The sequence below is a fragment of the Acidimicrobiales bacterium genome (assembly GCA_022452035.1).
Classification (GTDB): domain Bacteria; phylum Actinomycetota; class Acidimicrobiia; order Acidimicrobiales; family MedAcidi-G1; genus UBA9410.
Map to the genome: position 1 here is coordinate 50,589 of JAKURV010000011.1, position 18,879 is coordinate 69,467.

16 protein-coding genes are annotated in these 18,879 nt (G+C 68.4%); 5 read left to right on the forward strand and 11 right to left on the reverse strand.

Features of this window, described 5'->3' with window-relative positions; genetic code table 11:
- Positions 1-37 precede the first annotated feature (37 nt).
- Entirely contained in the window at positions 38-835 is a 798-nt protein-coding gene (locus MK181_05585) for a thioesterase family protein (protein ID MCH2419268.1), read from the reverse strand.
- A 381-nt stretch (positions 836-1,216) separates the two neighbouring features.
- On the opposite strand from MK181_05585, the gene MK181_05590 reads away from it, so the two are divergent.
- Positions 1,217-2,047: a ChbG/HpnK family deacetylase gene (locus MK181_05590; GenBank protein ID MCH2419269.1), complete on the forward strand. Its 831-nt coding sequence runs from the start codon at positions 1,217-1,219 to the stop codon at positions 2,045-2,047.
- Positions 2,048-2,056: 9 nt separating this feature from the next.
- On the opposite strand, the gene MK181_05595 is transcribed toward MK181_05590, so the two are convergent.
- Both MK181_05595 and mca read right to left on the reverse strand, forming a co-directional pair.
- The gene (locus MK181_05595; GenBank protein ID MCH2419270.1) at positions 2,057-2,452 is read right to left on the reverse strand and encodes an SCP2 sterol-binding domain-containing protein; all 396 of its coding nucleotides are present in this window, start codon (positions 2,450-2,452) and stop codon (positions 2,057-2,059) included.
- The gene (gene mca / locus MK181_05600) at positions 2,452-3,351 is read right to left on the reverse strand and encodes a mycothiol conjugate amidase Mca (protein MCH2419271.1); all 900 of its coding nucleotides are present in this window, start codon (positions 3,349-3,351) and stop codon (positions 2,452-2,454) included. The genes MK181_05595 and mca overlap by 1 nt, the downstream gene beginning before the upstream one ends.
- A 92-nt stretch (positions 3,352-3,443) precedes the next feature.
- Here mca and MK181_05605 point away from each other — a divergent pair, with 92 nt between their 5' ends.
- Entirely contained in the window at positions 3,444-3,893 is a 450-nt protein-coding gene (locus MK181_05605) for an NfeD family protein (GenBank protein MCH2419272.1), read from the forward strand.
- A 39-nt stretch (positions 3,894-3,932) separates the two neighbouring features.
- A complete protein-coding gene (locus MK181_05610; GenBank protein MCH2419273.1) occupies positions 3,933-4,940 on the forward strand; it encodes an SPFH/Band 7/PHB domain protein in 1,008 nt (335 codons plus the stop codon).
- A 37-nt stretch (positions 4,941-4,977) separates the two neighbouring features.
- On the opposite strand, the gene MK181_05615 is transcribed toward MK181_05610, so the two are convergent.
- The 4 genes from MK181_05615 to MK181_05630 form a co-directional block, all read right to left on the reverse strand.
- The gene (locus MK181_05615; protein ID MCH2419274.1) at positions 4,978-6,198 is read right to left on the reverse strand and encodes a hypothetical protein; all 1,221 of its coding nucleotides are present in this window, start codon (positions 6,196-6,198) and stop codon (positions 4,978-4,980) included.
- Between the two features lie 88 nt (positions 6,199-6,286).
- On the reverse strand, positions 6,287-7,501 hold the full coding sequence (locus MK181_05620) for a magnesium transporter (GenBank protein MCH2419275.1): 1,215 nt from the start codon (positions 7,499-7,501) through the stop codon (positions 6,287-6,289).
- Positions 7,502-7,581: 80 nt separating this feature from the next.
- A complete protein-coding gene (locus tag MK181_05625; protein ID MCH2419276.1) occupies positions 7,582-10,905 on the reverse strand; it encodes an error-prone DNA polymerase in 3,324 nt (1,107 codons plus the stop codon).
- Positions 10,906-10,983: 78 nt separating this feature from the next.
- Positions 10,984-11,733 carry a hypothetical protein gene (locus tag MK181_05630; protein MCH2419277.1) on the reverse strand — a complete coding sequence of 250 codons (750 nt, stop codon included), beginning with the start codon at positions 11,731-11,733 and terminating at the stop codon, positions 10,984-10,986.
- Positions 11,734-11,888: 155 nt separating this feature from the next.
- On the opposite strand from MK181_05630, the gene MK181_05635 reads away from it, so the two are divergent.
- Complete coding sequence (locus tag MK181_05635; GenBank protein ID MCH2419278.1) at positions 11,889-13,451, forward strand: pyridoxal-phosphate dependent enzyme; 1,563 nt, start codon at positions 11,889-11,891, stop codon at positions 13,449-13,451.
- A 22-nt stretch (positions 13,452-13,473) separates the two neighbouring features.
- Positions 13,474-14,703, forward strand: coding sequence for a pyridoxal-phosphate dependent enzyme (locus MK181_05640; protein MCH2419279.1), 1,230 nt, complete (start codon positions 13,474-13,476; stop codon positions 14,701-14,703).
- 35 nt (positions 14,704-14,738) lie between these two features.
- On the opposite strand, the gene MK181_05645 is transcribed toward MK181_05640, so the two are convergent.
- The 4 genes from MK181_05645 to MK181_05660 all read right to left on the reverse strand — a co-directional run.
- A complete protein-coding gene (locus tag MK181_05645) occupies positions 14,739-15,671 on the reverse strand; it encodes an ABC transporter permease (protein MCH2419280.1) in 933 nt (310 codons plus the stop codon).
- Between the two features lie 16 nt (positions 15,672-15,687).
- Positions 15,688-16,764 carry an ABC transporter permease gene (locus MK181_05650; GenBank protein MCH2419281.1) on the reverse strand — a complete coding sequence of 359 codons (1,077 nt, stop codon included), beginning with the start codon at positions 16,762-16,764 and terminating at the stop codon, positions 15,688-15,690.
- On the reverse strand, positions 16,761-18,179 hold the full coding sequence (locus tag MK181_05655) for an ABC transporter ATP-binding protein (GenBank protein MCH2419282.1): 1,419 nt from the start codon (positions 18,177-18,179) through the stop codon (positions 16,761-16,763). The genes MK181_05650 and MK181_05655 overlap by 4 nt, the downstream gene beginning before the upstream one ends.
- 298 nt (positions 18,180-18,477) lie before the next feature.
- A partial coding sequence (locus MK181_05660; protein MCH2419283.1) for a hypothetical protein occupies positions 18,478-18,879 on the reverse strand: 402 nt, incomplete at its 5' end.

Below are 18,879 nucleotides of genomic sequence, written 5' to 3' on the forward strand. Positions count from 1 at the left end.
CCCGATCGGGATCTGAAACGTCGCTCTTAGGCCCCCCTCAGCGGGGGTTGCGGAACTGGCAGGTCTGGCTGGCCGTAGCCAGCAGGTGGCCGTCCTCGGCCCACAGGTGGACCGTGCCGTGGGCGTAGCCGTGTACGAGGCTGCCTACCCGGACGTCCACCAGGATCCACTCGGTGTCGACCGGATCGACGACCCGGAGGGTGTTGTCCAGGCTCTGTCCCCCGCCCAGGCCGCCACCCACCGCGTCACGGCCACCCCACGGGACGTAGTCGCCGAGCACGGCCAGAAAGGCCGGATCGACCACCAGGTGGCCTGGAACCCGCACCCACATTGCAACCCGCCCGTCGTCCATGGCTGGCTCGTGGTCGACGGTGCGCCCCCGCACCAGGCGCCGCTCCAGGTTGGCCGAGACCGACCGGGTGGCGGACCGGCTGGGAAAGGGTGGACAGTCCTCCGGTGGTGGGGCGTCCGGCGGGGAGACCCACACGCCGGACCGGGCAACGTCTCGCCGGCCCAGGGTGGCGAACACGGCGATGACCTCGCGACCGTCGACGTGGCCCCGGGCCCTGGCTTGTGTGGTGGCCCGACCCTCAGCCAGTAGATCTACCTCGAGGGTCAGGTCCTCACCCGGCACGGCATGGGAGATGAACTGGGCGGTGGCCCACACGAGGGGCCGGGCGGCGTCGGCCTCCAGCGCCCGCACGGCCGCCCCCAGGCCCGTCCCCCCGAACAGGCGACCCGCTCCCGAGCACTCGTCCTCCGTGAGGGGAAGGATCCAGGTCCGAGGGGTTGGGCCACGACGCAACTCTGTGCTCAGGTAGGACCGGCGAACCATGGTCCGATGATGCCGTCGCCAACCCGTCCGTCCCTCATCCGGAACACCTCAGAGGGGTCCACGGCGGGCGTTGTCACACCTCGTCGCCAAGATGGGGATATGGAAACGCAGCTTCCCTTCCCGAAGCAAACTCCCCGCCGTCCGGCAGCCCGACGTCGTCCGGCGCCTGCGGCCTTCTCTTCTGGTGGGCTAACCCCGGTAAGCCGACTCGACGAGGAGACACGGCGGATTGGCCGAGCCGGCCTGGCAAATGCACGGGCCACCCTGGCGGCTAGCCGTAGGCCCCACGATCTGTTGGTCCGGGAGCCGCCCCCGGGGCAGCCCCTGACAGACGGAGCGAGGCGGTGATACGGGGAGGGACCGTCGGGTACCGTTCACTACGTGACCACCTTGGGCGAGCGACTCGGCCAGAGCCCCGACGACCGACTCCTGATCCTCACTGCTGACCTGCTGGGGATGTGCCACGCGACAAATGTCGGCGTCTACGAGAGCATCCGCAGCGGCCTAGCCACCGGCGCCGGCCTCATGGTGCCTGGCCCGTGGGCTCGTGACGCGGCGTCCCACTATCGCGGTGAGGCGGTTGGGGTGCACCTCACTCTCAACGCCGAGTTGGACTGCTACCGCTGGCGGGCCATCACCCAGGCCCCCAGCCTCCACGACGGCGATGGTGGCTTTCCCCGCACCGTGGAGGACCTTTGGGACCACGCTGACCTGGACGAGACCCGGCGCGAGTGCCGGGCCCAACTGGAACGGGCTGTCCTCTGGGGCTTTGACATCAGCCACCTGAGTTCCCACCTCGGCGCTCTCCAAAACCGCCCTGAGTTCTTCGACCTGTACTTGGAGTTGGCCATCGACTTCGGCCTGCCCCTCCGTTTGGAGGGTGGGCAGGCCGAGGAGGGAGCCGGGTTCCCATTTCGGTCCCTGGCCGCCGACGAGGGTGTGCTGACCGTCGACCACCACCGGTCGCGCCGGCTGGCCGACCCGGCGGTCCTGGAACGGATGGCCATGGACCTCCAGCCCGGGGTGACCGAGATCGTGGTCGAGCCGGCCGCCGACACGCCGGAGTTGCGGGCCGTCTGCGACGAGTGGGGACGCCGGGTCGAACACCGGGATCTGGTGTGCGGCAACACCGAACTGCTGGCCGACCTCGACCGGGGCGGGATCACCCTGGTCAGTTGGCGGGACTTGCGCGACGCGCAACGGGCTGGCTAGGCCTCCGACTCAGAACTCGGTACGAGCCGCCAGGTCAGCCAGCAGGTCGGCCCATGCAGGGCCGCCGAACACTGTCCGGAGGTCGAACACGTAGCGGGCGTAGGCGTCCTCCACCTTGCACCGACCGGTCATGTAGGCCACGTCGGGGTCCAGATCCCCCCGGAACTGGGCCACCGCGTCGGCGTACTTCCAGGTGACTGTGGCCTCGGCCTCGCCGTCGCGTCCGACCAGCACCTCAGCCACCCGACCGTCGGACACCACGAGCCGGAACTGGACCTTGCCGTGCGGCGTGCTGGTCACCACAAACCGCACCACCCCATCCACGCCGGGCTGTTCGGGGAGGCCGGCTGCTCCGTCGGCCAGGTTGGTCAGCCACTCCTCGGACAGGAACGAGAGAGTGGCCATCAGGCGGCCGACTCCCCGGCGGTCCGGATTCCGACGAAGAGATCCTCCTCGACCTCCCCGTCTGCCGGATGGCCGACTTGGCTGACCTCCAACCGGTACTCGTCAAACGGGTGAATGGTCCGGGCCACCTCGTCGGGAAGCCCGAACCAGAACGAAGACGCCGGGTCGATCTGCGTGGCGTGCGCCCGGAGCGCGTCGACCCCCACCTGCCAGTGGTCAGCAATCGGCACCCTCGTGGTGATCAGGTGATCCCGCGACGGGCGCTCGAACCACCAATCGTCGTACGGCGACTCCAGGCCCAGCTCCAGGAACTTGGCGTGCCGTCCGAGGATCCGGGCCCTCGACCACAGGGTGAAGTAGAGCTTCGACGGTTGCCAGGCCGGTCCGGCCTCCGGGTAGCACCGTGGGTCGCCAGCGGCATGGAAGGCGGGTACCGAGACGTCGTGCACCTGGACGTGGTCCGGATGGTCGTACTCCCCCCGGGCATCCGGGTAGGTGACGATGACCTGTGGGCGGACCCGGCGGATGATGGCCACCAGACGGCCGACGGCCTCGTCTTGATCGGCGTTAGCGAAGGCCCCGGGGTGGGCGTTGGCCTCCGAGTCCTTCATGCCTGAGTCCCGGTAACCGAGCATGACAACCTCGTCGTAGCCGATGATCTCGGCCGCCCGGGCCAGCTCGGCCTCTCGCACCGTGGTGATGTTGGCGTGGACCTCCGGCTGGTCCATGGCCGGATTCAGGACGTCGCCCGCTTCGCCCCCTGTGCAACAGACCAGCACACAGTGGACTCCCTCGGCGTGCAGGGAGGCCACGGTGGCCGCTCCCTTGGAGGCCTCGTCGTCCGGATGGGCATGAACAGCCAGGAGGCACAACGGGACGTCGGGAGAAACGGCGGACACGGGCTGGAACGGTAGCGGCCACGACCGGGCCCGAAGCGCCCTCAGACGTGCTCCGTAGTACGTTGCTGAGAGACGTCGCGAGGAGAAGTCTGATGGATCCCGAGGTCTGGCGCTGGATCTGGCTGGCCACCGCCGCCACGTTCATCGTCGGTGAAATCGCCATGACCGGGGCGTTCTTCCTCCTACCGTTCGGCGTGGGAGCCGCCGCGGCAACAGCGGTCGCCTTCACCGGAGCTAACGCCACCTGGCAGTGGCTGGCCTTCGTGCTGGTCTCGATCGCCGCCTTCGCCGGCATCCGACCGATGGCCCGCCGGATGAGACGGGGCGGCAACCCGGTCGGTGTGGGGGCCGATCGCCTGGTCGGCGAGACCGGCGTCGTGGTGACCGACCTCTCCCCCGATCCCGAACACCTGGGCACCGTCCGGATCGGACGCGAGGAGTGGCATGCCGAGACCCCGGACCGCGGACACCTCCCGGCCGGCACCTCCGTCGAAGTGGTCCGGATCGAAGGCACCCGCGCCGTGGTCCAATCCACCCACTAATCCGAACGACAGACACCACCGACCCGAGGAGCACCACCAATGGCCGCCACGATCGTCCTAATTGTCATCGCCTTCGTCCTGTTTGCTTTCGCAGCGTCCGGGATCAAGATCGTTCGGCCGTACCAGAAGGGCATCGTCGAACAGCTGGGTCGCTACAAGGCCACCGTCGATCCGGGCCTGAAGCTGATCATCCCGTTCATTCAGTCCCTGACCCGGGTGGACATGCGGGAGCAGGTAATCGACGTGCCCCCACAGGAGGTCATCACCAAGGACAACGTGACGGTCACCGTGGACGCCGTCATCTACTTCGAGCCCACCGACGCCCAGCGACTTATCTACAACGTGGCCAACTTCATCCTGGCTGTCACCAAGCTGGCCCAGACCAACCTCCGAAACGTGATCGGCGACATGTCGCTGGACAATGCCCTGACGTCCCGAGACAACGTCAACGTGGCCCTTAGGGAGGTACTCGACGACGCTACCGACAAGTGGGGCGTTCGGGTAGTCCGCGTGGAGATCCAGCGGATCGACCCACCGGCCGACGTGATGCACGCCATGCACGAGCAGATGAAGGCCGAGCGGAACCGTCGGGCCGTCGTTCTGGAGGCCGACGGCGGTCGGGAGGCGGCCATCACCCGGGCCGAGGGTGACAAGCAAGCAGTCATCCTGGCCTCCGAGGCCGTCCGGCAGCGGGCCATCCTGGAGGCCGAGGGCGAGGCCGAGGCCATCCGGGCCGTGGCCGACGCCGAGCGGTACCGCCAACTGACGGTGGCCGAGGGCGAGGCCGCTGCTGTACGCAGCGTCTACGGCGCCATTCACGACGGCGATCCGACGCCCGACCTGCTGGCCATCAAGTACCTAGAAGCGCTGGGAACAGTGGCCGACGGACGGGCCACCAAGATCTTCCTGCCCGCCGACATGAGCGCCACTCTCGGCTCGCTGGGCGCCATCGCCGAACTGTTCACCGGCGACGAACCGGAGGACGACCGTCTAGAGATGTCGGCCGGGGACGCGGCTCCCGACGAGCCCGAAGACGCGGCCGGCTGACGACCCGAGCACCCAAGGTGGACCGGCCGGAGGCCGGTCAGCCAGCAGGAACCAGTTCGTCCCCGCCCTCGTCGTCTTCCACCAGTTCCCAACCGCACATGGCGGCCAGGAGTGCCTGGCCCTCCTCGGGACCGCTGGCGATGATCTCGTCGCCGGCAGCCAGGCACACCGGCCCCCGTGGCCGATAGATGTACCCGCCACCGCGGCGGATGGCCAAAACCGTGAAGCCAGGCTCGATGTTTAACTTGAGGTCCTTGAGCATCGAGCCGTCGAGGGTCGAGTCGGAGGCCACCGGGAATCGCACCACCACCTCGTCGGCCTCTGCGAGGGCTATACCCAGGATGGGGTGGAGTTCCTCGTCCTCCTCAACCAGCCAAACCATGGCCTTAGCCTGGTCACCCAGGTCCTCGGCCGCCTCGGCTAGGTGGAGCAAGCCTCGCAGCGCCGTGGGGTCCAGGCCATCGGCTGCCGCGCGCAGCACCCACAGTTCGAGCTGTTCCTTCATCTCGTCTAACCGCTCCTCTAGGTGTCGAACCTCTGCGGCCAGGCCCTGATCCCCGAGCACCAGGGCGCTGTAGGCCAGGCCCACGGCAGCCTCCGACAGGTTCTTCATCTCGACTAGGACGTCGACCGCCCGGTCTAGGTCGGTCAGCGCCTCCCCGTCGTCGGAATGCGGAGGCTCCCAAACCGGGGCGGCGGCCAGCTCTCGAAGTCGGGTGATTCCGTCCGGGGACCCGTGCAGGAACAGGACGTCACCGGGTACGAGCACTGTGTCGCCGTCCACATGGGTGATCCACTGCCGGCTGCGACGGACCGCCATAACCCGCATTCCGGCCTGCACGGTCAGTTCGAGGGCCGACAGCGGCCGGTGGGCCATGTGGGAACCCTCGCTGACCAGTACCCGGTGCGAGACCTCCTCCGCGTCGGACAGGTCGGCCACCAACTGTTGGGGAATGCCCAGCCGGTGGGTGACGATCCGGGCGATGTCCACCGCGTCGTTGGCCATGCGCTCGATGGCCGAGACCACCTGGAGCACCGACGACATGCCCTCCGCCTCCCGGGGACTCCGGGCGGCCAGAACGCACACGGCGCGCATGTCGTGGACCAGCTCGGTCATCTGCTGCTCCAGTTCGTCGACCTCTTCGGCCATGTCCGGGTCACCGAAGTAGACCGAGGCGTACGCCAAGTCCACCATCAGTTCCGAGGTGTCCTTGGCCTCAGCCAGCATGGCCCGCAGGTTGCGGGGTCTATCGTCCATCAGGTCCTCACTCGATGTCGTGGGTCAATGGTATTCCCGGCCGTCGGGCAGCCAGAGAGGGGTTCCGGGGAGAGGCGGGGGTCGGTCCTCATACCACCCCCACGGCCACCATGGCCAGGATCAGGGCGAACGCACCGGCGAGGTCCAGGGTCGACAGCACGACCGGAATCCCGTAGGTGTCCGGATCCAGGCCGAACCGGAAGGCAGCCATCGTCGTGTAGTAGGCCACTACAACGACCAGCACTGTGGCCGCCACCCCGGCCAGCAGGACGACGGTCATCAGGTCTCCCAGCCCCGGTGTGGTCTGGCCGGTGGCCACCGAGGCCCACTGGGCCACGACAGCGCAGAACGCGAAGACCGGAACCGCCAACAGGCCCAAGGAACGGGCCTCCCGGAAACTGGAGCGGCTAGGCAGGGGCGTGGCGTCGTCCAGGCCCAGGTGGAACTGGGTGGACAGGCGGCTGGACAGGATGCCACCCAGAGCGCCGGCCGTCCCGAGAAAGGCCGGTAGGACCACCAGTAGGGCCTCGGCGGCCAGCAGGTCGTCGAGCCGCTTCTCGATGGTCACCCCGGCCACCAGGTCCAGCAGGCCGGCAGCGACCAGCACGGGAACCGACTGGCGGACGATCCGCCGTACGTCGACCAGGGAGGTCCGCCAGGCAGCCACGAGGGCCGCCACGGCCGCCAATCCCAGGATGCCCCCCATGGCCTCGGTCAGCCCGGAGCGGTCGGCCAGGGTGGCCGCCACCACGAGGGCGGGCACGGTGGCCAGGTCGCCCAGCGTGCTGACCAGGGGGGCCGTCACGTTGTCGAGGTCCCATCCGAACCGGACTGACCCAGCGGCTAGACCCAGGCTGACCGCACCCACCACCACCGAGGCCAGCAAGCCGCCGACGGTGGAGACCACCACGAAGTCGGCCACACCCATGGTGGGGGCGATGCCGAACACGATGGCCGTGCCCCGGGCCATGAGCCCGAGGAGGGCGCTCAGGGCGAGGGTCAGGACGGAGGCTCCCAACAGGTTCTGGCCGACCACTCCGTCGACGCGACCCGAGAGGCGGAAGGTGCCGGTGTGCACGGCGGTCCCCAGACGGCTCCCCATGGCACCGAACACGTTGCCCCTCAGGGCGATGGCCCCTGGCACGAGGAGCAACAGGCCGGGAAGGTCGGTCAAGGTCCCATCGGCGGCGGCCAACACCAAGCCCCCCGCCGAGGCAGCCACCACTCCGATGGCGAGCGCGACGATCCGCTGGCGAGCGTCGGTCGTGGGGACAACCGAGAGGGAAAGCGACGCGGAACGCATGTCCACCAGTGTGCTGGACCGCCGGTTGGGTGGTCGTGACCATTCCGCGGCCGGCGAGCCCGGAGGGCGACCGGGACGGCTCACCGGAAGTCCCGAGATCGGGACGGGAGCCGAACCCCAAGCGGCTCCAAGAGCTCGGCCACCACGTTGACCACCCCGTCGGAGGCCTCCACCCGGCCCCGGATCAGCAACGCCGAGGCGCCGGCCGCTACCTCCCGGTAGTGGGCCCAGCACCCCTTCGAGACAACCACGTTGACCAACCCGGTCTCGTCCTCCAGGTTCAGGAAAGTGACCCCACCGGCGGTGTGGGGTCGCTGGCGGTGAGTGACCACCCCAGCCACCCGAACCCGGGTCCCGTCGTCCACCGACCGAAGGTCGGCCGCCGTGACCACCCCGGCGGCGGCCAAGCGGGAGCGGAGGAACCGGGTGGGGTGGCCGTCGGGCGATACTCCGGTGGCCCACAGGTCGGCCCGGGCTAATTCCGATTCGGTCATGGCGGGCAAGGGTGGCGACTGTGTTCCGGTGACCACTCCGGCGAGGCGGTCGGGCCCGGTGGCGACCAGGGCCCCCGCCGTCCACAGGGCCTCCCGTCGGGCCACGTCGAAGCAGGCGAACGCCCCGGCGGTGGCCAACGCCTCCATGGCTAACCGCCCCGGGTCCACCCGTCGCTGGAGGTCCTCGATCGACGCGTAGGGACGGGCCGCCGTAATGGCAGCGGCCAGGTCCCGGCCGACGCCCCGGACCGACCCGATGCCCATCCGCAGGGCCGGACCGGTGGGGGCCGGGACGTCCGAAACCTCCCGTGTCCCCCGATCGGAGACCCCCGGTTCGAGGGTGGCGTCAGCCTCCGACTGGTTCAGGTCCGGGGTGCGGACCTCCACCCCGTGGCGTCGGGCGTCCTGGGCCAGGGTGTGGGGCGAGTAGAAGCCCATGGGCTGGGCGTTCAACAACCCGGCACAGAACGCCGCCGGGTGGTGGAACTTGAGCCAGCAGCTGGCGTACACCAGGTGGGCGAAGGACACGGCGTGGCTCTCCGGAAAGCCGTAGTCGGCGAAGGCGGCCATCTTCTGCCAGACCTGTTCGGCCACGTTAGACGGGACCTCCCGCTCCCCCGCCCCGTCCAGGAACCGCTGGTGCAAAGCCTCCATGCGGGTGTGGCTCCGCTTGGAACCCATGGACTGCCGGAGCCGGTCGGCCTCGGCGGCGGTGAACCCGGCCACGTCGATGGCCAGCTGCATGAGCTGCTCCTGGAACAGCGGGATTCCGAGGGTCTTGGCCAGAGCGTTCTCGCACAGCGGGTGGAGGTAGGTGACCTCCTCCTGCCCGTTGCGACGTCGGATGTAGGGGTGGACCGAACCGCCCTGGATGGGCCCGGGACGAATGAGGGCGATCTCGACCACCAGATCGTGGAAGCACCGGGGTCGGAGACGGGGCAGGGTGGCCATCTGGGCCCGGCTTTCGATCTGGAACACCCCGACGGTGTCGGCGGCACAGACCATGTCGTAGACGGCCTCATCCTGGGGTAGTCGAGCCAAATCCACCTGGATGCCCTCGTGGTCGGCCACCAGGTCCACGGTGTGGTGCAGGGCGCTGAGCATCCCTAGACCCAGCAGGTCGAACTTGACCAGGCCCACGGCTGCGCAGTCGTCCTTGTCCCACTGCAGCACGCTCCGGTCGGCCATGCGTCCCCACTCCACCGGGCAGACCTCGGCCATCGGCCGGTCGCAGATCACCATCCCCCCCGAGTGGATCCCGAGGTGCCGGGGGGTGTCGCACAGTTCGTCGGCTAGAGCGACCACGTCGTCGGGGAGCCGGGAGGTGCCACCCGAGACCCCCTCCCGGCCTCCGACGATCCGGTCCCACCGGTCCACCCCCCGAGCGAAGGCGTCCTGCTGACCCGGGGCGTACCCCAGGGCCCGGGCTGCGTCGCGGATCGCCGAGCGGGGCCGGTAGGTGATGACGTTGGCTACCTGTGCGGTGTGGCGCCGGCCGTAACGGCCGTACACGTACTGGATGACCTCCTCCCGTCGATCGCTCTCGATGTCGAGGTCGATGTCGGGAGGGCCCTCGCGTTCCGGGGAGAGGAAGCGTTCGAAGAGCAGGCCGAGGCCCACGGCGTCGGCGTTGGTGATGCCCAGCGCGTAGCAGACGGCCGAATTGGCCGCCGACCCCCTCCCCTGGCAGAGGATTCCAGACCGACGGCAGAACCCGACGATGTCCCACACCACGAGGAAGTAGCCCGAGAAGCCCATGGTGGCAATGACGTCCAGCTCCCGATCCACCTGAGCCCAAGCACCGGCCACCCACTCCGAGCCCCGGGGCCCGTACCGGTCCGTGGCCCCCTCAGCGGCCAAGCGTCGGAGGAAGCCCATCTCGTCCAGCCCGCTAGGGCATGGGTAGGGCGGTAGGCCGGGGGCCACCAGGCGGAGGTCGAAGGCGCACCGCCGACCTACCTCGGCGGCCAGAGCTACCGACCCGGGCCATCGGGCGAACCGTCGCTCCTGCTCGGCCCCCGACCGGAGGTGGGCAGTGCCGGCCGCCGGGAGCCAGCCGTCCAGGTCGTCCATAGACCGGCGGGCCCGGACAGCGGCCAGGGCGGTGGCTAGCCGACGACGGGCCGGCCGGTGGTAGTGAACGTTGTTAGTGGCCACCAGCCCGACCCCGGCGGCAGCGGCCACTCCGGCCAGGGCGTCATTCCGCTCAGCGTCCACCGGGTGGCCGTGGTCCCAAACCTCGACCAGTACCCGGTCCCGGCCGAACCGATCCACCAGGTCGTCTAGAGCCTGGCGGGCCGCCGTCGGCCCTCCAGACTCCAGGGCCGCCGGAACGGTGCCCTTCCGGCATCCGGTGAGGACCATCCACCGTGGATCGGTCCCAGCCAGCTCGGCCAGAAGGTCCAACGACAGGCGGGGATGGCCCTTGGTCCCGGCTAGTTGCGCCTCGGTGATGGCCGTGCCCAGCCGGGCATAGCCGGCTGGTCCGTCGGCCAGGACCACCAAGTGGTGGGCCGCCGGGTCGGGCGTGCCGACGCGGGCCGTCGGGGTGTCCAGCGACAACTCGCTGCCGAACACCGTGGGAAGGCCGTGTTCGCGGGCCGCCTCGGCGAACCGCACCACCCCGTAGAAACCGTCGTGGTCGGTCAGGGCCAGGGCGGCGAGGCCTAGACGGGCCCCCTCGGCCACCAGCTCGTCCGGGGATGAGGCACCGTCCAGGAAACTGAAGTGGGAGTGGCAATGCAGCTCGGCGTAGGGCACTGGGTCGACAACCCGGGGGCCCGACGAGGACGGGACCGGAACCGGCCGGCCCTCCCCGGACGACGCCGACCGGGGTACGGGGTCGAACGGGCGATCGGAGAGTCGAACCTCCAGCTCACGCCACGGCATCCGGGGGTTGGACCATCCCACCTCTCGACAGTATCGAACAGGTGTTCGATACTCAAGTGGGGGTCGGGCCCACCCACCCCCGCAGGTCGAACAGTCCGGTCAGCCGACCAGACCCTGGATGAGTGCGCTGACCTCGGGGCCACAATCACTGAGGTCCCCGTCGGCGATACAGGGCTGGCCCAGCAGCTGGGCCACCAGTTGGGCCCCCAGGTTCCCGAACATCCCCACCGTCGTGCTGGGCGGCGAAACGGTGGTCGTCGGAGCAGCCGTCGTAGTAGAGGTCGGTGCCGTGGTGGTCGGAGCAACCGTGGTGGCCGGCGAAACAGTGGTGGTCGTGGTGGTCGTAGTGGTGGCGGGAGCGGCGGTAGTCGTGGTGGCGGGAGCGGCGGTAGTCGTGGTGGTGGGAGGCGCCGGGACGCCGTCGACCGAGAGCCCCCGGGCCTCGTTCTCAGCAATGTGCGCCACTCGGGTAGCCGGCCCGTACCAGCCGTCGGCCGATACCCCCAGCACCTCCTGGAGCAGGACGGCGTCCACACTCGGCCCCCAGGCGTAGGGCGCTGTCAGCACCGCCACTTCGTCCACCGGGGCCACCGTGGTGGTCGTCGTGGTGGTCGTTGTGGCGACGGGAGCGACAGTGGTCGTGGACGGTGCCGCCGTCGTAGTGGTCGTGGTTGCCGGGGCGGCTACCGCCGACGCCTCGGCGGGAGCCGGTACGACGGTCGTCGCCGGAGACACAGAGGCGGGGTACAGGATGGGCCGCACCGAGGGTTCGGCCACGCGCGCCGCGATGATCACGACTACCCCGATGACGCCAAGGGTCATCACGACATTGAGGATCCGGCGAACCACGGGGGACAGCCTTGCATCGCGGCGTCCTGGATCCGCGGCACCCCGACGTGGTATCGGACACGTCGTCCCACGTGGTGTGGGCGACTACCGTCGTCCTACCTTCCGAGATCAACATTTTGTCAATCCAATCCGTGGGAACTGGCTAGCCTGCGACCATGAGCACTCTCCCCGATGCCGGTATCGGCGCGTTCGACATCCCGTCGTTCGACGTCGGAACGTTCGACCCCTCCCGCTTCGGTCTGGCCACCGACGTGGTCGACGCCGACCGCTACGCACGCAGCGTCGATCGGTTCCGGACCCAGGGCATCGCCCTACCCACCTTCGCCCAACTGGCCGACCCGACCCGCATCCCCGAGGAAGTCCGGGCCGGTCTGGTCGGCGTGGACCGCAACGCCGCCAACGCCCGCAACCTGTTCCGGGTCCACTGGTACAACGACCTGCACGGGGGGGTCGTGGACCTCCCCGAGCACGTGGTGCTTCCCTCCGAGATGACTGGCGTGGCCGCCCCCATCATCGTGGCCTTTGGCAACCGCTTCCCGATGATCGGCGCCCACAAGGTGCTGGCCGCATACGCCTGCCTGGTTCCCCGGGTGGTCACCGGCGAGTACGACCCCACCGTCCACCGTGCCATCTGGCCATCCACCGGCAACTACGCCCGGGGAGGGGTGGCCATCTCACGGCTCATGGGCTGTCGCGGCGTAGCCGTGCTCCCCGAGAACATGAGCCGGGAACGTTTCGAGTGGCTCGATGAGTGGATCGCCGATCCGGGCGACGTCATCCGAACCACGGGCTCGGAGAGCAACGTCAAAGAGATCTACGACGCCTGTGACGAACTGGAGAAGGACCCGGAGAACTTCATCCTCAACCAGTTCACCGAGTTCGCCAACCACGTCGGCCACCACGAGGTCACCGGTCGAGCTCTAGAGCACCTGTACCGGCACTACGCGTCGGTGAGGCCCGACCTCCAGCTGGCCGCTTTTGTCGCCGCCTCTGGGTCGTCGGGCACCCTGGCCGCCGGTGAACGCCTCAAAGCCGACCACGGTGCCCGCATCGCGGCGGTCGAGGCGCTCGAATGTCCGACGATGCTCTACAACGGCTTCGGCGAACACAACATCCAGGGCATCGGCGACAAGCACATCCCGTTGATCCACAACATCACCAACACCGATGTGGTGGTCGGCGTGTCCGATCGGGCGTGCGACGAGCTGGGCATGGCGTTCAATACGCCGGAGGGTCTAGCCCATCTGGCGTCGTCCGGCGTCGGCAATACCGTCCTGGGGACGCTCGGACACCTCGGGCTGTCCAGCATCTGCAACGTGGTGGCCTCCATCAAGGTGGCCCGGGAACTCGACCTCGGACCCGACGATGCCATCGTCACCGTAGCCACAGACGGCGCCGAGTTGTACGGGAGCGAACGGGAGGCCATGCGGTCTGGCCGGTACGCCGCCGGCTTCTCGGAGGCCGATGCCGCCGCGGCGGTGGCCACCCATCTTCACGGAGCGGACACCAACCACGTCGAGGTGCTAAACGAGACGGGACGCAACCGCATCTTCAACCTCGGCTACTACACGTGGGTGGAGCAACAGGGTGTGGAATTCGCCGACTTCGAGGTCCGTCGAGGGCAGGGATTCTGGCGCCACATCCAGACCATGGCCCCCACGTGGGACGCCATGATTGACGAGTTCAACGACCGCACCGGGGTGCTGGCCTCCGGCTAACCGGCCGGAGCCGACGACGCCGATGGACGGAACGGCGACCGGTGAACGCGACCGGTCCATCGGCCTGCTAGGCCGGCCACCGGGTGCCCGGTGGCCGGATCCGAAGGCGGAGGCCGACCCCAACCCCTTCGTAGCCTTCCGCTCGCTGCTCTGGTCGCACCATGCGGCCCTAGCCACCGGCTGGACCGACGACCGGTTCGTGGACGAAGTCAGGCGACTAGACGACGCGGTAGGCGAGGTCGACGGACGGGGCTTCCGCACCACTCCGCTCCAACGCCTTGACGACCTGGCGACGGCCATCGGCCAGGACGGTGGCCTCTGGGCCAAGGACGAGACGGGGGCCGTATCAGGCAGCCACAAGGCCCGCCACCTCTTCGGCCTGGCCCTCCACCTGGCCGTCGACGGCGTTCCCGTCGACACCCCGCTGGCCATCTCGTCTTGTGGCAACGCAGCACTAGGCGCCGCGGTGGTGGCCCGAGCCGCCAGCCGACCTCTCGTCGTCCACGTGCCCACCTGGGCCGACCCAGTGGTGCTGGACCGCCTCTCCGACCTAGGAGCCGACGTCCGGACCTGTAAGCGGCGTAACGGCGAGTCCGGTGACCCTTGCATCTTGCGGTTCCGGGAACTGGTCTCCGAGGGAGCTCTCGCCTTCGGATGCCAGGGGACCGACAACCTCCTGACCCTGGACGGTGGCCGGACCCTGGGCTTCGAGCTGGCTGCCGCCTGGTCAGGATCCGAGCTAACGCCCGACCGCCTGTTCGTCCAGGTAGGGGGCGGTGCGCTGGCCAGCAGCACAGCCCAGGCCCTGGACGACGCGGTGGCCCTGGGCGGCCTGGAACGCCGGCCCCCGCTGATCGCCGTCCAGGCGGCTGGGTGTGCGCCGCTGGCCCGGGCTTTCAACCTGGTGTCCGAAGCGGTCGATCCCATGGCCGCCCTGGCTGATCCCGAGGGTGCCGCCATGTGGGCGTGGGACGACCCTTCGTCGGCAGCCACCGCGATACTGGACGACGTGGCCTACGACTGGCGGTCCGTGGTACACGACATGCTCCTCGGGACCGTCCCTGGGGGTCCGGTGGTAGCCCCGGAGGAGGACGTGGTGGAGGCCTACCGCCTGGTCGCCGCCCATTCCCCAGTCCCAGCCGATGCTACGGGCACAGCCGGACTGGCCGGGCTACTGGCTGCCCGACGGGATGAGTGCATCGGTGCCGATGAGGCGGTCACCGTCCTCCTGACCGGAGTCGAACGGAGCTGAACGGAGAGTCGACGCCAATCGGCCAATGGCCTTGTTCAGCGTTCCTCGCGTCGGTAAGCGATACCCAGGGCTGCCGGAGCCGGCGACGGCCGGTTCCGAGCCCGAATCGAGATGGCCACCAGCACGCCCACCGTCAGCAGGTACGGGAGCATGGACAGCAGGATCGGCGAGAAGTCCACGCCGAAGGTCTGCAGGCGGGTCTTCAGCGCCAACGTCAAGCCGAACAGAAGTGCACCGAGGGCCACCCTTCCTGGCCGCCAGGCGCCGAAGATCACGAGAGCCACGGCAATCCATCCTCGACCGGCCACGATGCCCTCGGCCCACTGTGGGGTGAGGGACAGCGTCAGGTAGGCCCCTGAAGTTCCGGCCAGGGCACCGCCCGTGGCCACCGCCCCCAGGCGCAGGCCGGCCACCGAGTGCCCGGCTGCATCCGCGGTGGAAGCCGACTCGCCGGCCGCCCGGAGGGCGAGGCCCAACCGGGTCCGGCCAAGCACAAACCAGGCCACCACCCCGGCCACCACGGCTAGGTAGACGAACGGGGACTGCTGGAACAACACCGGTCCGAGCCATGGGACGTCGGAGAGCGGCCCCCAGTCCACAGAGGACAACTCGGCCCCCGACGGCCGCCCAACAGAGCCCTTTCCGAGGTAGGCAGCGAGGCCGATACCCAAGATGGTCAGCGACAGGCCCGACACAACCTGATCGGCTCCCATCACCACGGTGAACAGGCCGTGTAGGAGGGCCACGGCCGCGCCGGCGGCCACCGCCCCAGCCAGGGCCACCCAGGGATTCCCGGTGTGGAGCGCAACCACGAACCCGGTGACGGCACCCATGGCCATCATCCCCTCAACCCCCAGGTTCAGGATTCCGGCCTTCTCGGTGATCATCTCGCCCAGGGCAGCCAGGTACAACAGGGCTCCAAAGGACACCGTGGCCTCCAGGAGGCCGATGACCGACGCCTCGTTCACGAGCCAGGCTCCCGGATCATGCGACAGCCTCCGCGGCGTCGCCAGACACCATCTCCACCCGGTACCGGCTAAATACACCAGCTGCAATGGCCCCAAAAAGGATGAGCGCCTGCAGGATGGTCGAGACCGAGGAGGACACCCCCATGGTCTGGATGCTCTGGCCTCCGATCTGAACCGCACCGAACAGCAGTGCCACCGCGGCGACTCCCGACGGCCGCATAAGGGCCAGGGCGGCCACGATGATCCCCGCGAAGCCAAATCCGTTGGAAAGCCCCTCGGTGATCCGATCGGAGGCCCCGGTCAACTCCACGCCGCCTGCGAGGCCGGCGACGCCACCGGACACCACTAGGACGGTCAGGATCTTGCGCTGAAGGGAAATTCCGGCATAACGGGCTGTAGCCCCCGAGGAGCCGGCTACCCGAAGCTCGTAGCCCCACGCGGTTCTGCTCGCCGCCAGCCCGAACAGTGCGATGACCACGCCGGCTAGCACCACGCCCACATGGGCCCGCTCGAACAGGTTCGGCAATCGACCCTGTTCGGGAAGCATCGGGGCCAGAGGGAAGCCGTGGGAGTCCGGGTCCTTCCACCGACCGTGGATTAGCCACTGGACCAGTCGAAGCGCCACCTCATTAAGCATCAACGTGGTGATGATCTCATTGACACCGATCCGTGCCCTGGCCACCGCAGGCCCCAGCGCCAACAACCCGCCACCCACCACGGCGGCAGCAAGCATGGCAGGAACCAGGACCGGTCCCGGCCAGCCCTCACCGATCCGAGCCACCCATGTCGCACCGATAGCACCAGCCATGATCTGGCCCTCGGCGCCGATGTTCCAGAGGCCCATTGAGCCGGCTACAGCCACCGCCAAACCAGCCAGGCCCAACGGCACGGCACGGTTCAAGGTGACGGACCAGGCTCGAGAACCTCCCAGAGAAGCATCGAACATTCGCTCGTAGACCCGTATCGGATCATGCCCGGACCCCATGAGCAGGACAACGCCCACGACGAGGGCCACGAGGAGGCCGACCCCGAACGCCAGGGGCTGACCACCCCGAAGCACCTGGTCTCGCCGGGCAAGTACCGGACGGCTCATGTCGCGGCTCCCGTCGCAACATGCCCAACCATCGCCTCTCCGATGGCATGGCGTCGGGCGGTCTCCGGATTGAACTCGGCCACTACTCGGCCGTCGTGCATCACCAGCAGGCGGTCGGCCAGCATCAAGAGCTCGTCGAGGTCCTCGGAGATCAGCAGGACGGCGACACCAGCTCCCCGCTCGGCCACCAGGAGGTCCTGGATCGCCTTGACGCCCTGGACGTCGAGACCTCGGGTCGGCTGGGCCGCAACCACAACTTGAGGATGATCACTCAACTCGCGCCCGACCAGCAGCCGTTGCAGGTTCCCACCCGACAATCCGGCGATCGGTTCGTCCAAGGGTCCGGTCCGCACGCCGAATCGGTCGACGAGGTCCTGGCAGTGATTGGTCGCCGCTCCAGCGTCAAGAAACGGGCCCTTTCGGTGCGACGTGTAGGTCCGGAGGATGGCGTTGTCAGTGACGCTCAACCGGGGAGCCAGACCCACGCCGATACGGTCCTCAGGGATATAGCCCAGCCCAGCGATAAACCGCTGGCGGGGTGTAGACGTTGTGAGATCGGTTCCACCAAGGCGTACCGAACCGCCGGTAGTCGGGCGTAGTCCGGCAATGGCCTGCGCCAACTCACGTTGCCCGTTTCCAGCCACCCCGGCGATGCCGACAATCTCACCGGAATACACCGTCAGGTCGACCTCATGAAGGGCTTGGAGACCCCGATCTCCCAGACAGGACAACGCCTCTACCTCGAGCATGGGCTCGCCGACGACACAAGGCGGTGGGCGTTCGCTGGCCATCGGAGCCGATCCCACCATGAGACCTGCCAACGTCGAGGCGTCCGTCCCGTTCACCGGCAGCGAGGCGGCGACCGTCTCGCCACCACGGAGAACCGTGGCCTCGTCGCAGAAGCCGGTCACCTCGTGCAACTTGTGACTGATGAAAACCACCGTGCGACCGTCGTCAGCCATGTGCCGAAGAACACCACCCAGCTCGTCGGCCTCGCCTGGCGTGAGCACTGCTGTGGGCTCATCCAAGATGAGGATGCGAGCGTCTCGCCACAGCGCCTTGAGGATCTCGACTCGCTGGCGCTCCCCCATCGAAAGTTGCCAAACCGGTCGGACGGGATCAGTGGCCAGGCCGAATCGTTCGGCCAGATCTCCGACCGCCGATTCGATGGACTGTCGTCGGACAATCCGATCAACAGCACCTAGCACAACGTTTTCCGCCACGGTAAACGACGGCACGAGACGGAACTCCTGGTGGACCATGCCCACCCCGGCGGCCAGGGCGTCGGCCGGCGACCGGAAGTGGCGGGCTGCACCGTCGATACGGACCTCGCCCTCGTCGGGACGGTAGACACCGGCCAAGACGTTCATCAGGGTGGACTTTCCCGCCCCATTTTCTCCCAGAACGGCGTGCACCGTTCCGGTCAGAACGGTTAGGTGTGCCCCTGCGTTAGCGACTACGCCAGGGAATCTCTTCCATATGCCACTCAACTCGACGGCCGGCGGTCGGTGGGCCGTCGAGTCCGTCGGAGAACAGCTCGTCGAATCCGTTTCGTTCACTTGTTCCCCTTGGTCCACCGGAGGGCGCCCGACCCTACCGGCTGGCCGGTCGTCAGACCGGGGCCGGTGAGGTTCAAAACGGTGGGAGGCCGGGCCTTGCGGCCCGGCCTCCTCACCTCATCCCCCCGCAGGGGGATGATCAACGCCTAATTGATCAGCCAGCAGCTGCTGCTTCGGCAATCCAGCCGGCAACAACGTCTGCGTTCTCAGTCATCCAGCCGGTAGCCAGCTCGGCCACATGGGCCTGAGAGCCGTCACCATCGGTCTGGTCGACCTGCAGGAACGAAATGTCCAGAATCGAAGGCTTGATCAACGGGAACAAGTTCCGCAGGAACGGGTTCTCGTCAAGACGATCAGTCCGCATCGACACCTGAATGTCAGCCGCCGACCAACCCAACTGACAAGGCTGGGTGCACATATCAGGACCGAAGTCCGTGAACCCCTGCTCCTGCTGATGGTTCTCGCCACCCTCCTTGCCCAACGGGTTCGACCCATCAAGCACAGCCGCAACGGACAACCACAGGAGGTTCACACCAGGCACCAGCACCGTCAGGTA

Excerpts from the sequence above, each read along its gene's own strand:
- MK181_05585 (MCH2419268.1), bottom strand. The coding sequence starts at position 835 with ATGGTTCGCCGGTCCTACCTGAGCACAGAGTTGCGTCGTGGCCCAACC.
- MK181_05595 (MCH2419270.1), bottom strand. The coding sequence starts at position 2,452 with ATGGCCACTCTCTCGTTCCTGTCCGAGGAGTGGCTGACCAACCTGGCC.
- MK181_05605 (MCH2419272.1), top strand. The coding sequence starts at position 3,444 with ATGGATCCCGAGGTCTGGCGCTGGATCTGGCTGGCCACCGCCGCCACG.
- MK181_05610 (MCH2419273.1), top strand. The coding sequence starts at position 3,933 with ATGGCCGCCACGATCGTCCTAATTGTCATCGCCTTCGTCCTGTTTGCT.
- MK181_05615 (MCH2419274.1), bottom strand. The coding sequence starts at position 6,198 with ATGGACGATAGACCCCGCAACCTGCGGGCCATGCTGGCTGAGGCCAAG.
- MK181_05620 (MCH2419275.1), bottom strand. The coding sequence starts at position 7,501 with ATGCGTTCCGCGTCGCTTTCCCTCTCGGTTGTCCCCACGACCGACGCT.
- MK181_05635 (MCH2419278.1), top strand. The coding sequence starts at position 11,889 with ATGAGCACTCTCCCCGATGCCGGTATCGGCGCGTTCGACATCCCGTCG.
- MK181_05640 (MCH2419279.1), top strand. The coding sequence starts at position 13,474 with ATGGACGGAACGGCGACCGGTGAACGCGACCGGTCCATCGGCCTGCTA.
- MK181_05650 (MCH2419281.1), bottom strand. The coding sequence starts at position 16,764 with ATGAGCCGTCCGGTACTTGCCCGGCGAGACCAGGTGCTTCGGGGTGGT.